The organism is Ewingella sp. S1.OA.A_B6, assembly GCF_049889095.1.
Taxonomy (GTDB): domain Bacteria; phylum Pseudomonadota; class Gammaproteobacteria; order Enterobacterales; family Enterobacteriaceae; genus Ewingella.
In genome coordinates, this window is record NZ_JBLJFK010000002.1 from 105,429 (window position 1) to 121,292 (window position 15,864).

Below are 15,864 nucleotides of genomic sequence, written 5' to 3' on the forward strand. Positions count from 1 at the left end.
GGTTAGCAGTTAGCACATAGCGTGTTTCGCGGCATTACGTCCGGCCAGAATACCGAAGATGATGATATCTGCAACGGCATTACCGCCAATGCGGTTCGCACCGTGGATCCCGCCGGCCACTTCACCCGCCGCATACGCGCCGCTGATGATCTGCTCGTGGCGGTCCAGCACGCAGGTGTTGGTGTTAATCGTCACACCGCCCATGGTGTGATGCACACCCGGCGCGATGCGGATCGCGTAGAACGGTCCCTGATTGATCGGATGGCGCAGCGCCGTTTTACGGCCAAACTCGGCATCGCTCTGTTTATCTACCGCCACATTGTAGCTTTCCAGCGTGGCGAGGAACGCGTGGTGATCAATCTCCAGCTTCGCCGCCAGTTCCATCGGTGACGCGGCGCTAATCACAAAACCGCGCGCGATATATTCATCGGCCGCTTTGTTGTTCAGACGGATTTGCTCATCAAACACCACGTAAGCGAATTTCTCCGGCAGGCCAATGATGTTCGCAGACACTTTGTCGCGGGTTTCCATCTCGTTGAAGAAACGCTTGCCCGCCTGGCTCACCAGAATTGCACCGCCGCCACGAATGGCTTCGGAAATCAGATACGACGTGGTTTGTTCAACGGTCGGGTGGATCTGAATTTCGCCCATATCCACTGTGCCTGCGCCGATTTTCTGCAAAATCGCGATGCCGCTGCCGGTCGCGCCTTTGTGGTTGGTGGTCACGAAGCCGTCAAGCTCTGGACGATATTTCACCACCATTTCACTGTTAGCACTGAAACCGCCGGTGGCGACAATCACGCTTTTGGCGTTGATGGTCAGTGCTTCGCTGTCGTCGTTGAGCAACTTCACGCCCTGCACCACGCCGTCGTGATAACGGATTTCGGTGACGGACGTATCCAGCATTACGTCGATGTTACGTTTGTTGAGATTCTTCACCAGACCGCTGATCAGGAAGCCGCCGACGGCGCTGCGATCTGCCGGACGGTGCGTACGGTCGATGCTCATACCGCCGGTGATGGTGATGTCGCTCAGTTCAATATTGTGCTCTGCCAGCCATTCGACCGCCTGCGGGGCACGCTCCACGAACTCTTTCAGCAGCACGGTGTTATTCTTTAAATGGCCGCCTTTCAGGGTTTCCTGATAGAACAGCTCTTTACTGTCTTCGATGCCTTTCAGCTTCTGATAACGGGTATCGGCGGCGTTCATGCCGACAGATGCCTTAATGGTGTTACCGCCGATAGTGGACATTTTTTCCACGATCAGCACTTTCGCGCCTTCGTCACACGCCTGAATTGCCGCCGCCAGACCGGCACCGCCGCTGCCGACCACCACCACATCGTAGCTTTGCGGCTCAGACAGGCTGACGCCCTCTTCCAGCAACTGCGCTTTACAGGATTTCGCAATCGCCTTAGAGACGGCTTTTTTCACCGCCTCACTCTGCTCGGTCGCGCCGGTCACCGCATCAACGTGCGGGCTGTTGGCATCGAGGATACGCGTGCGAATAATGTCAAAACTGGTGGTGAATTCGACGTCAATATCGGCACCGGCTTGCAGTTCGATATCCGCAATGCGGTCGGTTTCCAGACTGACGTTAATCGCCAGTTCACTGGCCGGATGCTGCACTTTTTCCTGAAACATACCGGCTTTGAATTTCTTCGACGTCATGCTCATGTCGCGGATCATCGCGTCCACCAGCGAGAAGCGCCACAGCGGTTCAGGGATGGTCAGCGCTTCGCGTTGGGTGCTGTCGATGAACAGTTCGAGTTTCTGAGCACTGGCGATGCGGTCGATCCAGTCGGGATAGGCGATGCACGCTTTACCGATGGCAATCATGTCATAGCCATGTGCCATCGCCAGTTCGGCATCGACTTTATTGACGATACCGCCCACACCCATCACCGGGATTTTCGCCAGTGTGTCAGAGCGCATCGCGACGTATTTGTCGATAAGCGGCGTCGGGTCAGTGGTATCGACGATGGAAGGTCGCAGCGAATAACCCAGCGAGAAATGCAGATAATCCAGACCGCGCGCCGCCAGCTGCTCCAGCAGATAGAGGGTGTCGGCAAAACGGATGCCCGGCTCTTCCAGCTCTTCCGGCGAGAAACGGTAACCGATGATGAAAGAGGCGTCGGCGTACTGTTTCGCCATGCGGTGCGTAATGTCGAGGATCGCCAGCGGGAAACGGGCGCGGTTTTCGCGGCTGCCGCCCCATTTATCGTCACGCTGGTTAGAGTTCGGCGAGAAGAACTGCTGGATGAGATAGGTGTTGGCACCGTGGATTTCCACACCATCAAAGCCGGCTTCAATGGCACGACGCACACCTTCACCGAATTTGGTGATCATGCCGTCCACGTCTTCAGCGGTCAGCGCGACCGGCGTCGCTGCGCCATCTCGCGGCGCAGCCAGTGCGCTGGGTGCAACCGGCGTCTGACCGCCAATCAGTTTAGGTTCACTCATGCGGCCGCCGTGATAAATCTGCAGCACCGCCCTGGAACCCTGGGATTTCACGGCCTCAGCGATTTTGGCCAGACCGTCAATTTTACTGTCGTTGTCGATACCAATAGCACCGGGGAACGCCAACCCTTTGTCATCGATAAAGCAGCATTCAACGATAACCGTACCGATGCTGCCGGCACGTGCGCGGTAGTATTCCACCAGCTCGCTGGTGACCGTGCCGTCGTAAAAACCGGTACAGGTGGTCATCGGTGCCATCAGCACACGGTTTTTCAGCACGGTGCCATTCGGCAGAGTGAACGGACTCAATAATTGCGATTTATGGTTCATTATATTCAACCCCAAGCTTATAAAATATTTAATAATCTATGAATTCACTATCGACTCTATATTTATTAATTTTATTTACGGCCGATGTCATAGGCGTATCATAGCGATAAAATTAGTTACAAAAGGTGCGACTTTAGTTAATTAACTATTTATCCATTAATAGAATGGCTGTGTTATTAAATTAATGTTAACCATGTTATTAAATGATCGCATTAATTTTAGTTACGGTCTCTCCCCCCTTTATTTGAAGGAGGAAATATTACATTTCTCCAACAAAACTCAGCGAGAAGCCTCATGGCATCAGGCCTCGCTGCGGTTAACCTTTACGGTCAGGAGGTACTGCTCAGGGTGCGATTTCCTACCTCTTTATTTTTCCGGGTGTAGAGGATAACAATACCCCTGGAAGAAAGTGGGTAATAAATATGATAAAACATAGTCCGCCGCCATTCTCATTGCATTTGATTAATTTTAATAGCCCGGTATTTTCTTGATCGAGATCAACAGTAATAAATAATAAAAACGCATTATATAAACATTTACTACTGCTTAAGGGGGATGAGTATCATCAAATAAAAATAACAACAATGAAGCAGTTTAAACACCACTATTAAATAACTAAGAAAACTTAAGTAACTAAAAAAACAATAACTATCTTACCTATGCATCAGCAAATATATTCTCAACTACTTGTAGACAAATAAAATGACAGATATATCAAAAACTACGGTTACACCGCAGGTGAACAAAGTGACAGGCAACAAAAAAAAACGCCTGTTTCTGCTGTTCTTACCTGTGCTGGTTGCAGTGTTGTTGTTACTCGCTCCCGTACCCGGTGGATTAGAGCCGCATGCCTGGCATTTTTTCGCCATCTTTATGGGTGTGATTATTGGTCTGATCTTCGAACCGTTGCCCGGTGCGGTTATCGGCCTGACCGGCATTGTAGTCATCGCTTTATTCAGCCAGTGGTTGCTGTTCAGCCCGGCTGAGCTGGCCGATCCTAAATTCACAGTCGCTTCACAGTCCTTTAAATGGGCGGTAAGCGGCTTCAGTAACTCAACCGTATGGTTAATCTTCGGCGCATTTATGTTTGCCGCAGGCTACGATAAGACCCGGTTCGGCCGCCGTCTGGCGCTGATCCTGGTGAAATATCTCGGCCGCCGCAGCCTGACGCTGGGTTATGCCATTATGTTTGCCGATCTGTTGCTGGCACCGTTCACACCGTCTAACACCGCGCGCAGCGGCGGCACGATCTATCCGATTATTGCCAACCTGCCTCCGCTGTACGGCTCCAAACCCAATGACCCGAGCGCCCGTAAAATCGGCTCTTATTTAATGTGGGTCGCGATCACCGCCACCTGCATCACCAGCTCAATGTTCCTGTCTGCTTTGGCGCCTAATCTGCTGGCTCTCGGCATTGTGAAAAGCATCACTGGGATCAACATTTCCTGGGGTATGTGGTTTCTCGCCTTCCTGCCTGTCGGTTTGCTGCTGCTGTTGACCATGCCGCTGCTGGCATACTGGTTCTACCCGCCGGAAGTAAAAAGCAACGATGAAGTGCCGCGCTGGGCTACGGCTGAACTGGCAAAACTGGGCAGAATGTCCCGCCATGAAATTCTGCTGCTGATCTTCGTATGCTTCGCATTAGCCATGTGGATTTTTGCTGCCAGCTTTGTTGAACCCGCCATGGCTGCCCTGCTGGTCGTGGCTCTAATGCTGTGGACAGGCGTTCTGAACTGGAATGATATCACCAGCAACAAAACGGCCTGGAATACCTTCGCCTGGTTTGCCACGCTGGTTGCGCTGGCTGACGGCTTATCCCGCACCGGCTTCATCGCCTGGCTGGGTAAAGAAGGTGCGGCGATGATGGGGGGTATTTCTCCGGGCACGGCGACTATTGTGCTACTGCTGGCGTTTTACCTGCTGCACTACCTGTTTGCCAGTACTACGGCACACACTACCGCGCTGTTACCGGTCATGCTGACCATCGGTGCTGCCATTCCGGGCATCAACATCCAGGTGTTCTGCCTGCTGTTGGTGACATCACAGGGCCTGATGGGGATCATCACACCTTACGGTACCGGCCCAAGCCCAATTTATTACGGCAGCGGCTATCTGCCGACCAAAGATTACTGGCGTCTGGGTACTCTATTTGGCGCAATCTTCCTGGCGGCGTTACTGGTGATTGGTTATCCGTGGATGATGATGATGTTTTGATAAGTGAGTCAATTCATACTTATATACCCTAAATAATTCGAGTTGCCAGCCAGAGCCATTGGCTGGCAACATACGGACTGAATAATAACGCCGCCCTGATTTCCCGTGCTCTACCCCAAAAATCGGTCTTACCTATGGCGGCAATAACGGATTAAGTGAGAAAAAAATGTCGAATAAACCCTTCTATTATCAAAACCCTTTTCCTGTTTCCAAAGAAGAGACCGAGTACTACCTGCTGACCAAAGATCATGTTTCTGTGAGCCACTTTGACGGCGAAGAAGTGTTAAAAGTCGAACCTGCCGCGCTGACGATGCTGGCACAGCAGGCATTCCACGACGCCTCCTTCATGCTGCGACCAGCGCATCAGCAACAGGTTGCCTCTATTCTTCACGATCCTGAATCCAGCGAGAATGACAAATATGTTGCGCTGCAGTTCCTGAGAAACTCCGAGATCGCGGCAAAAGGTATCCTGCCTACCTGTCAGGACACCGGCACCGCGATCATCATGGGTAAAAAAGGCCAGCGCGTCTGGACCGGCGGCGGCGACGAAGCCAGTCTGTCTAAAGGCGTTTACAACACCTTCATTGAAGATAACCTGCGCTATTCGCAAAATGCCGCGCTGGATATGTACAAAGAAGTGAACACCGGCACCAACCTGCCTGCGCAAATCGACCTCTACAGCGTCGATGGCGACGAGTACAAATTCCTGTGTATCGCCAAAGGCGGCGGTTCAGCCAACAAAACCTACCTGTATCAGGAAACCAAAGCGCTGATCACGCCCGCTAAGCTGAAAAATTATCTGGTGGAGAAAATGCGTACGCTGGGTACAGCGGCCTGCCCGCCGTACCATATCGCGTTTGTGATCGGCGGAACCTCAGCCGAAGCGACGCTGAAAACGGTGAAACTGGCCTCCACCCATTACTACGATGGTCTGCCAACCGAAGGCAACGAGCACGGTCAGGCATTCCGCGACGTGAGACTGGAACAGGAGCTGCTGGTCGAGGCGAATAATCTGGGTCTGGGCGCACAGTTCGGCGGCAAATACTTTGCTCACGACATCCGCGTCGTCCGTCTGCCACGCCACGGCGCATCTTGCCCGGTTGGCATGGGCGTTTCCTGCTCTGCAGACCGTAACATCAAAGCAAAAATTAACCGCGACGGCATCTGGATTGAAAAACTGGAAGACAATCCGGGCCAGTACATTCCTGAATCCTTGCGCCAACAAAGCGAAGCCGGTGTTGTGAAGGTGGATCTGAACCGTCCGATGACCGAAATCCTCGCTCAGCTTTCCGAATATCCGGTGTCTACCCGCCTTTCCCTAAGCGGCACCATCATCGTCGGACGAGATATTGCTCACGCCAAGCTGAAAGAGCGTCTGGACAACGGCGAAGGTTTGCCGCAGTACGTGAAAGATCACCCGATTTACTACGCAGGCCCGGCTAAGACGCCAGAAGGTTATGCATCCGGTTCCCTCGGTCCGACAACGGCTGGCCGCATGGATTCCTATGTTGATCTGCTGCAATCCAACGGTGGCAGCATGATCATGCTGGCAAAAGGCAACCGCAGCCAGCAAGTAACGGATGCCTGTCATAAACACGGTGGTTTCTATCTGGGCAGCATCGGTGGCCCGGCGGCAGTTCTGGCGCAGCAGAGCATCAAAAGCCTGGAATGCGTGGAATATCCTGAACTAGGTATGGAAGCAATCTGGAAAATCGAAGTAGAAAACTTCCCGGCTTTCATTCTGGTCGATGACAAAGGCAACGATTTCTTCGACCAGATCCAGCGCAACCAGTGTGCGAAATGCGTGAAGTAAGCGTTATGAAATGACAAAAGGCCTGCCTGAAATGGCGGGCCTTTTTATTGTCGGAGCGATCTTAACCGCCTCTAAGACATCATATAAATCATCACCCCTTCCGTCACAATCCCGACTGCCGTGCCGATCAGGATCGAGGAAGAGGCAGATTCAACGTATGTGTCACTACGCACTGCGAACATGCCGGCTGCGATAGCCGATGGCGTGGCACCGATGATCACCACCTGCTGCATCAGCGTGTGGCTGAGCCCGAAAGCCATCCCCGCCGTTGCCATAATCGCAGGCTGAATCAGATTCTTTATACCGATGTTGGTAAACGTATGAACGTTGAGTATTGGGCGTTCACCAAAGAACAACAGACCCAGCGCGAACAGCGAAATCCCGCCGGCGGTTTTCCCCATCATTTCAACGGACGAAGACAGCAGTTCAGGAATTTTAATCCCTGCCAGGCTCATCATCACACCGAGCACCGGGATCCAGACTATCGGGTTACGCGCCGCTTTAAACAGGTTGGTCAGGATCATGGTTCCCAAACTGCCCTGCCCCGCCAGATCACTGTTTTTATCACCCATACGGATCAAGACGATAGTCAGCGGGATCATCAGAACGCTAGTGATCAGATTGCCAATCAGCACGCCCAGAAAACCTTCCGGGCCAATGAGCACCGCCAGAACCGGTGCGCCAAAGTACGCCATATCAGGAAATGCGCAGACCAGAGACTGGATAGCACTGGTCTTTATGTCGTGGCGAAACAGGAAGCGGGAAATGCACAGCGTCAGGAGATATGACCCCATTAACCCGATAACCAGCACCGCCATAAAAGACAGATTCTGTATTTTATGAGGATCGGTGTGCAGTGCACCAATAAAAAGATGTAAGGGCAGCGCAAACCGAATCACCACGGTGGCTAATACCGTCGCGTCATCACGTTTCATATAACCGAGCTTTCCACTCAGCCAGCCTAAAAGCATCACGAAAACCAAAGGAAATAATGAGGATAAGAGTAAAGATGGCATAATATAACCTTTTTCTTTTTTATAGTGGATCGAAAAAACAAAGTGGCGAGCATTTATATCCGTTAAGAATCATAGCAATTGTGATAATCATCACATTCGTTCCTTAGGTTGCGATAACAATAATTACTTAATTAAAGAATCCATTAAAAACAATGAGTTATTTTTTGTTAATTAATTTATCTTAAGCGAATGAAAATATAATAACTCGCTTTGATATATCCTGAAAAATCCAACAACACTATGTGTTAAATTATCACCAGTAAGTATTGAAAACCTTTTGTAATTTAAGTAACCAGAATACCCCCCTCCTACATGTTATAAAAAAGAAGAAGCATGTTTTTAAAAAATTCCTATTCGACGTTGGCGGCCATGCGCCATTGAATATATGTACATTGATTCAATTGATAATGGAATTTTACTGCAAGGGTTCTGGAGACAGAAACACAACGCTTCGGAAAATAACTGAGTTCAAACTCACAAAGGCTGTAAACGATGTTAAAAAAACGCCCACTCTACACACACTATACTGGCTCGCTTTTACTGGAAAACCCGCTGCTGAACAAAGGCTCCGCTTTTACCCGCGATGAACGCCTGGCTCTCAATCTCAACGGTCTGTTACCCAATCAGGTTGAAACCATCAGTGAACAAACTGACCGTGCGTATTCCCAGTTTTCTGATTTTAAACGCGATATTTCCAAGCACATCTATTTACGCAATATCCAGGACACCAACGAGACACTGTTCTATAACCTGGTGAGTTCGCATCTGGAGGAGATGTTGCCGATCATCTACACCCCGACCGTCGGCGAAGCGTGCGAACATTTTTCGGATATCTATCGCCGTGCACGCGGCCTGTTCATTTCCTACCCCGATCGCGACCACATTGATGAGATGCTACAAAACTTCTGCAAGAACGATATCCGGGTGATTGTCGTCACCGACGGCGAGCGGATTCTCGGACTGGGCGATCAGGGGATTGGCGGCATGGGCATCCCGATTGGCAAATTATCTCTCTATACCTCCTGTGGCGGCATTAATCCGGCCAATACGCTGCCCATCATGCTGGACGTCGGTACCAATAATGCACAGCGCATTGCCGACCCGCTGTACATGGGCTGGCGCCATCCGCGGATCACCGACGGCGAATACAACGACTTTATGGACCTGTTCATTCAGGCAGTAAAAACGCGCTGGCCGGATGTGCTGTTACAGTTCGAAGATTTTGCCCAGACCAATGCGATGCCTCTGCTTGAACGCTATCGCAACCAGTTGTGCTGTTTTAATGATGATATTCAGGGGACAGCAGCCGTCACATTGGGCTGCCTGATCGCAGCCAGCCATGCCGCAGGAACACAGTTACGCGACCAGCGCGTGACGTTCCTGGGGGCGGGGTCTGCCGGTTGTGGTATTGCCGAGAAGATCATCGCGCAGATGATTGCCGAAGGCGCAGCGGAGGACGAAGCGCGCAGTCAGGTCTTTATGGTGGATCGCTTTGGTTTGTTAACCGATGACATGCCAAATCTGCTCGATTTCCAGCGTAAACTGGTCACGCACAAAGACAAGATCAGCCAGTGGCCGGTCGACCCGCAAAATATCTCTTTGCTCGATGTCGTCCGTCACTCCAAACCGACTATTCTGATTGGCGTTTCCGGGCAGCCAGGACTGTTCACCGAAGAGATCATCCGCGAGATGCATCATCACTGCCATCATCCGATCATTATGCCGCTGTCTAATCCGACATCCCGCGCCGAAGCGCGTCCGCAGGATGTGATCGCCTGGACAGAAGGCGCTGCGCTGATGGCGACCGGCAGCCCGTTCGCACCGGTGCATTATCAGGACCGTATTTACCTAATCCCGCAATGTAACAATGCCTATATTTTCCCGGGGCTGGGTCTGGGGATTCTGGCGTCAAGAGCGCGCCGCGTGACCGATGGCATGTTGCTCGCCGCCAGCCAGGCGCTGGCAAATCTTTCGCCGCTGGCGACAACCGGCCAGGGCTCATTATTGCCCGCGCTGGGCGATATCCAGAAAGTGTCAAAAGTGATTGCGGCGGAAGTTGCCCGCGTGGCACAGCACGAAGGCGTTGCGCCAGTGGTCACGGAAGAGACGCTGCAAAACCGATTGAATACCGAATTCTGGCAGGCAACTTATCTGCCTTACAAACGCTCTTCATTCTGATCTTCTCAGCCGGTACCTGTGTGCGGGAGAAAGAGAGGGATCTGATCTTGATTACGGCCCGCATACCTTTCGAACAGGTTGTTCTCATATAAGAACAACCTGTTTCACACCCTTCAGCAAAATAGCCATGCTTATTATTATATTTCCCCATGAATTCTATATTTTAAAAACAGAGTGTTTTTCAGCAATCATTGTCTTTTCCTTAAATTTTTGCAATGGAGGGATTAATACATTTTCATAGACTTGCGTAAAAACTAACGCAAGGAGCTCCTGTTTTCTTTTATACTGCGCTCGTTTCTTTGATGGAATATCATCCAGTGATTTTGAGACGGAATTAATCGGTATAATATAATGGTCATTACTGTCAATTTCTCCACCGATTGACTCCAAAAATGTGTCATAACTTGCTAAAAAAACATCCTTTTTCTTTGTCATATATCTCTTACTCGAATAGACATGTGTTTTATTTGACACACTAACGATACGATTGATATTCAACTTTATTGAAAAGGCTCTGATAGCTTCAATGACAATCCTTTTAGGGAAGGCACCATAACATTCTTTTGTCGCCTGCTTGATTTGATCATGTGCGGTGCCTGGTGCTCCACCCTGTATCCCACCGATAAATAAAACATCCTGCCCACTATAGGACATTATTGTGAAGGTTATTTTTGCAAGAATATTTCCACAATGATTGATTGAGAAAGTTAGCTCACCTTCTTTATCAAGACCGCAGGATGAATAAAAGCGTAGTAAATACTCGCTGCCAGAGGAGCCCTGAAAGCAGGCAATAACTGCGCCATTTTTTGAACCCTCTCGATTAAAAATCAGGTCATTACTGATGAGTTGATTACTGTAGTGAGAGATTATTCCTTTAAGACGATCCTCTCCTGACAAGGCCAGGGATAAATAAGGCCTGTGTAGTTTATAAGGGAATCCAGGCTGCCAATGCAGAATGTATCCTCTGTTGTGGTGATTCGCAATATAGTAAATCAGCTTGAACGTTAAAATAGGAAACCAAAATGTTCTCAGTATAAATCTTATTTTATGGATATGTTTTTTGTTTTTTCCTATGTCGCTGGGGGTTATAACATAGGAAAGATAATAAAGAACGGCATTCTTAATTTTCTTGAGTAATTTCTTTGTTTTGGTCAACATATTTCACATCCACTAGAATTGGTTTTTGCATTTACCTAGTAGACTCCCCGCGAATCAATGTTCAATGAAGATATTATCAAGGAATACTCAACATGATAATTTTATAAAGCATGGCTTCTGTCAGCGGCTTGGGGTTATTTCGGCGAGGCTCATCCTCGTGTCGTAAACCACATAGGCTAAGGCCGCTCTGATTTTCCGGTGAGTGTGCCGGATAAATCCCGAGAGGGCCTTGCCATCAGTGACATTATTTAATAACGGTATGCACTACCCTTAGTGGCCGGAATTATTGTGATATTTTCACCTTACATCTCCGTATAACATTTAGATCAACCTGCCTGGCCGCGAGTTTACTACAATGTAAAAAACAATAGCCGAATACAGTTAAGTTAGGTCTGTTTGTTTTTTCCCGTTTTTTCCCACCGCTGTTCAAGCTGCATAACAAGACTCATTGCTGCAGGGAGAACCGTCAGTGTGATGATGGTGGCAATAAGCAACCCGCCAATAATGGCATAAGCCATTGGCCCCCAGAACACCTGCCGTGAGATAGGAAGCATCCCAAGAATAGCGGCACAAGCTGTAAGAAATATTGGGCGAGATCGATGCTTTGCCGCTGCAATAATGGCATCGTCACGCGTCATCCCAGCGCGAGTATTGCTATCTGCCTCGCTTATTAGGATCACCGCATTGCGAATTATCATGCCCGCCAAAGCAATAATACCAAGCAGCGAGACAAAACCCATTGCAGTTCCCGTCGGTAACATGCTCAGTACCACACCTATCAAGCCAAACGGCGCCATCAATAGCGCGAGCATCATGCGTGAGATCTGCCGCAACTGAACCATAAGCAGAACCAACATCACGATGAGCGTCACCGGCAGTACGGCAAACACAGAGCTGTTCCCTTTGTCAGACTCCGCCACCGACCCATCTTCACGTATATGATAATCGGTTGAAAGAGTTTCACGCAGTTGTTGCACGCGCGATGCCAGCTGCGCTGATACCGCAGAAGCGTTCATACCCGGTGCCAGATCGGTCTGAACCGTGATGAAAGGCAGACGATTACGCCGGTATATCAGCGAATCTTCGATGCCCCATGCCGGCGTCGCAACCTGACTTAAAGGTATTTTATTTCCGTCTGCCGTGGTGACCGTTAATCCGGAAAGGATTTGGGTATCCTGCCGTTCTCTATCGTCCCCGCGTAAAACTACATCAATCAGACGATTACCGTCACGTACCGTGGTGATGACACTTCCCGAGTAAAGGGTATTTAGTGCACTCGCCAACCCTTCTGAAGAAACACCCGCTGCACGGGCCGCCGTCTGGTTAACCTTAAAGGTGATCACCCGCTCTGGCTCGCCGGCTGTCAGGTTGACCTCGCGCGAGGCAGAACTGTCGCCCAGTGACGCGGCAAGTTGACGGGCGATGATCTGTACTTTTCCATAGTCAGGGCCAGTCACGCGATACCTGATTGGCCAGCCGACGGGTGGCCCGAGTTCAAGAGGAGATATCCTCGTTGTAATATCGCTGAAGTCTTGTGCCACCACCGTTTCTAATTGTTGCCTGAGCCGGTCTCTTGCCTCTAAATCCTTTGCCACGACGACCATCTGGGCCGTGTTTTCATTATCGGATAATGTGTCCATAGGCAGATAAAAACGTATAGCGCCCCCGCCGATATACGTTGAGAAGTGATCGATATTGGCATTACCGCTGAGTATTTTCTCTAACCGTTCGACCTGACGCGCAGTCTCCTCGTGAGAGGCATTTGCCGGCAAGGTCAGACTGACAAGTAATTCAGGCCGATCGGATGCCGGGAAGAATTCCCCTTGCATAAAGGTTGAGCCATACGCGGCTGCGACCAATAAACTGATCGCAGTCCCCAATGTCAACCCTCGGTGACGCAGCACGCCGCGGAGAATGAATTGATAGAACCGCACGATTTTACCGGGAGTATCATCATGGCGTTTTGCTGGAACAGTCAGCAACCATGTCCCCATTAGCGGCGTGAAAAGGATGGCAACAACCCATGAACACAGCAATGAAATCATCACCACGGCGAACAGCGAAATACAGTATTCGCCAGCGCCTGAGGCGGCAAAACCCACCGGAATAAAACCGGCAATCATGACCAGTGTCCCGGTCAGCATTGGGAACGCAGTTGTCTCAAAGGCATAGGTGGCGGCCTGCCAGCGGCTGTCGCCAGCTTCAAGCCTGGCGACCATCGCCTCTACGCTGATCATGGCATCGTCGACCAATAGGCCAAGCGCAATGATCAGCGCGCCGAGTGAGATACGCTGCAGCCCAATTCCACACAACATCATACCGGCGAACGTCATGGCCAGAACCAGAGGAATTGCAGCAGCCACCACCAACCCTGCGCGGGTGCCCAGGGAGATAAAGGAGACGGCCAACACAATGACGACGGCCTCCAGCAGGACGTGAACAAATCCATTGACGGCTTCTTTCACCACGGCGGACTGGTCAGCAACCTTAGTCATCTCAATCCCATGCGGGAGCCGGGACTGAATATCTGTCATCCGACTGTTTATAGCGTCGCCGAATTTGAGCATATTACCGGTAGCAGCCATAGAAATAGCCAAACCTATCGCCGGCTGGCCGTTCACCCTGAAGGTCGGTGCTGGCGGTTCGGCAGGTTGCCGACTTATTGTCGCAATATCAGTGAGGGGGATATAGCGACCAGCAATATGCAACGTTGTCGCATTGAGGCTCTGTTCTGGATCTAAAGCCCCGCTGACCCTCAACGCAATATTTTCCGCTCCGCTTCTTAACACCCCGGCTGATACTACGGCATTCTGCGCTTTCAGCGCGTCACTAATCTGTTGCAGATCCAGCCCCATACCGGCCAGTTTTCGCGGGGAAAAAGCAATCACCATCTGCTCTTCCTGCTCACCTAGCAGCGTGACTTTCCCGATATCAGGAAGTGACATCAGCTCACGGTGAATATCGTCAACTTTGTCTCTGAGTTCGCGAGTCGTGTACCCTTCGGCAGTAAAGCCGTAGATGGTGCCAAATGTGTCGTCGAAATTATCGTTGACGGCTGGACCCTGAACGCCTGCCGGCAATGAATATTTGATGTCCTGCATCTTTTTTCTTACCTGATACCAGATATCGGGCACCCGGGACGGCGGCGTGTCGTCGCGCAGGTTGACATAGATAGTCGACTGCCCGGCGCGGGTTTGGCTCTCCACGTAATCGAGATAAGGTATTTCTTGCAGCTTTTTCTCAAGGGGATCGGTCAGCAGATTCACCGTATCCTGGACATTCGCGCCGGTCCATCGAGCGGAAACAATCGCCGTTTTAATAGTGAAGGCCGGATCTTCATTGCGTGGAAGGCTTTCGTAGCTCATGACGCCAGCCGCCATCACTAGCAGCATAAAGAACACCATCAACTGCTGGTTTTTTAACGCCCAGGCTGAGAGGTTAACCGCGTGTTTCATCGAACGGTCTTTCATTATTTATCCTCCACGAGCGAGACCTTCTCATCCTGACGCAGCTTACTGACTCCCGCCGTAACGACCGTTTCGCCTGGGTTTACCCCACTGGCAATAAATATTGCAGCACGCGTAAAATGGGCAATGTCAACGACGCGAAGATGTAGCTTGAAGGTCGTGCGATCCACAATGAACACCGCGGGTTTATCTCCCATGCGCGTCAGCGCGTGTGCTGGCAGCGCTATCACCGGCGCTCCTGCCTGCTCCATTTGCCCTTGAACTGTCGCGCCCAGGGCCATAGCCACCGGCGGGTTATCGAGGGAAACACGCACCCGCCAGGTTCGCGTCTGCGGGTCTGCCTGAGGACTGACATCCCGTAAGTGTCCACTCGTGTGTATTGACGGATCAGAAAGGAGTGAAAGGGTAAAAGGTACCGCCGAATTTCGTGTCATGACCTGAGGATCCGCGAGATCAAATACCGCATCGCGCCCCTCTCCCACGGCGAGAGTAATAACCGACTGCCCTATACTGAGGATCTGACCTGGAAAAGCTTTTACCTCGGTAACCACGCCGGATTGCGGTGCAGTCAGACGGGTCCACGAGAGGGTATCTTGAGCATTTTTTAGTGCGGCTTCACTGCTCTGGCGGTGCGATGCAGCGGCCTGCCAGTCAGACTGAGCGGTATCGTACTGGGCGCGGGCAATGGCACCCAGCGGCATGAGCTTCCTCATTCGCTCGAGGTTGAGCGCTGCCACACGTTCAGCCGCCCGCGCACTGTCCAGATCGGCTCTGGCACTGTGGAGCTGATTCTGACCGGTATCACTGTCCACCGCTGCCAGAACTTGGCCGGCCTGCACGCGATCGCCCACGTCCACTGTACGGCTCAGCAGACGTCCTTCCACGCGAAAACTCAGCGTGACTTCATCATGCGCCTGTATCTCGCCAGTTTGGATAAAAGGCATGCTGGAGGTAGGGGCTGGTGCGACGATAAAACGAACAGGTCGGGGAGGCGCACTTTGCTTCTGGTCTTTGTCTCCGCAGCCAGACAGTAAAAATACCGCAGAAAGTAAAATCAGCGACGCAAGTAACATTAACGCCGTGGATTTAAATAGCCCCACTCCCCCGATAGGTTGTAACGCCTTTTTGGTGCAGCCGGCAAATAGATGAGTCATGGCCATGTTCCTGAATTGAGATAGCACTATTCAATCCAGGTTTTATCCAGATACGCTTTACATTTCATCAAGGGATC

At 51.0% G+C, this 15,864-nt stretch carries 8 protein-coding genes; 3 read left to right on the plus strand and 5 right to left on the minus strand.

Features of this window, described 5'->3' with window-relative positions; all coding sequences use genetic code 11:
• Positions 1 to 9: 9 nt before the first annotated feature.
• A complete protein-coding gene (locus tag ACMV8I_RS08725) occupies positions 10 to 2,787 on the minus strand; it encodes a flavocytochrome c (protein ID WP_498864843.1) in 2,778 nt (925 codons plus the stop codon).
• A 702-nt stretch (positions 2,788 to 3,489) separates the two neighbouring features.
• Between ACMV8I_RS08725 and ACMV8I_RS08730 the strand changes: the two genes are divergently transcribed.
• Both ACMV8I_RS08730 and fumA read left to right on the plus strand, forming a co-directional pair.
• Positions 3,490 to 5,001: an anion permease gene (locus ACMV8I_RS08730; RefSeq protein ID WP_498864844.1), complete on the plus strand. Its 1,512-nt coding sequence runs from the start codon at positions 3,490 to 3,492 to the stop codon at positions 4,999 to 5,001.
• Between the two features lie 166 nt (positions 5,002 to 5,167).
• Positions 5,168 to 6,814, plus strand: a complete 1,647-nt coding sequence (fumA, locus tag ACMV8I_RS08735; RefSeq protein ID WP_498864845.1) for a class I fumarate hydratase FumA — start codon at positions 5,168 to 5,170, stop codon at positions 6,812 to 6,814.
• Positions 6,815 to 6,885: 71 nt separating this feature from the next.
• Here fumA and ACMV8I_RS08740 read toward each other — a convergent pair whose 3' ends face one another.
• Entirely contained in the window at positions 6,886 to 7,830 is a 945-nt protein-coding gene (locus ACMV8I_RS08740) for an AEC family transporter (protein WP_498864846.1), read from the minus strand.
• Positions 7,831 to 8,322: 492 nt separating this feature from the next.
• Between ACMV8I_RS08740 and ACMV8I_RS08745 the strand changes: the two genes are divergently transcribed.
• The gene (locus tag ACMV8I_RS08745; protein WP_498864847.1) at positions 8,323 to 10,008 is read left to right on the plus strand and encodes an NAD-dependent malic enzyme; all 1,686 of its coding nucleotides are present in this window, start codon (positions 8,323 to 8,325) and stop codon (positions 10,006 to 10,008) included.
• 156 nt (positions 10,009 to 10,164) lie between these two features.
• On the opposite strand, the gene ACMV8I_RS08750 is transcribed toward ACMV8I_RS08745, so the two are convergent.
• From ACMV8I_RS08750 to ACMV8I_RS08760, 3 genes are all read right to left on the minus strand, one after another.
• Complete coding sequence (locus ACMV8I_RS08750; protein ID WP_498864848.1) at positions 10,165 to 11,166, minus strand: VirK/YbjX family protein; 1,002 nt, start codon at positions 11,164 to 11,166, stop codon at positions 10,165 to 10,167.
• 386 nt (positions 11,167 to 11,552) lie between these two features.
• On the minus strand, positions 11,553 to 14,636 hold the full coding sequence (locus tag ACMV8I_RS08755; RefSeq protein WP_498864849.1) for an efflux RND transporter permease subunit: 3,084 nt from the start codon (positions 14,634 to 14,636) through the stop codon (positions 11,553 to 11,555).
• Positions 14,636 to 15,787 carry an efflux RND transporter periplasmic adaptor subunit gene (locus ACMV8I_RS08760; protein ID WP_498864850.1) on the minus strand — a complete coding sequence of 384 codons (1,152 nt, stop codon included), beginning with the start codon at positions 15,785 to 15,787 and terminating at the stop codon, positions 14,636 to 14,638. The genes ACMV8I_RS08755 and ACMV8I_RS08760 overlap by 1 nt, the downstream gene beginning before the upstream one ends.
• Between the last annotated feature and the right edge of the window lie 77 nt (positions 15,788 to 15,864).

What these genes read in the sequence shown, in the direction of transcription:
- ACMV8I_RS08745 (WP_498864847.1), top strand. Translation starts at nt 8,323, where the DNA reads ATGTTAAAAAAACGCCCACTCTACACACACTATACTGGCTCGCTTTTA.
- ACMV8I_RS08760 (WP_498864850.1), bottom strand. Translation starts at nt 15,787, where the DNA reads ATGACTCATCTATTTGCCGGCTGCACCAAAAAGGCGTTACAACCTATC.
- ACMV8I_RS08750 (WP_498864848.1), bottom strand. Translation starts at nt 11,166, where the DNA reads ATGTTGACCAAAACAAAGAAATTACTCAAGAAAATTAAGAATGCCGTT.
- ACMV8I_RS08730 (WP_498864844.1), top strand. Translation starts at nt 3,490, where the DNA reads ATGACAGATATATCAAAAACTACGGTTACACCGCAGGTGAACAAAGTG.
- ACMV8I_RS08725 (WP_498864843.1), bottom strand. Translation starts at nt 2,787, where the DNA reads ATGAACCATAAATCGCAATTATTGAGTCCGTTCACTCTGCCGAATGGC.
- fumA (WP_498864845.1), top strand. Translation starts at nt 5,168, where the DNA reads ATGTCGAATAAACCCTTCTATTATCAAAACCCTTTTCCTGTTTCCAAA.
- ACMV8I_RS08755 (WP_498864849.1), bottom strand. Translation starts at nt 14,636, where the DNA reads ATGAAAGACCGTTCGATGAAACACGCGGTTAACCTCTCAGCCTGGGCG.
- ACMV8I_RS08740 (WP_498864846.1), bottom strand. Translation starts at nt 7,830, where the DNA reads ATGCCATCTTTACTCTTATCCTCATTATTTCCTTTGGTTTTCGTGATG.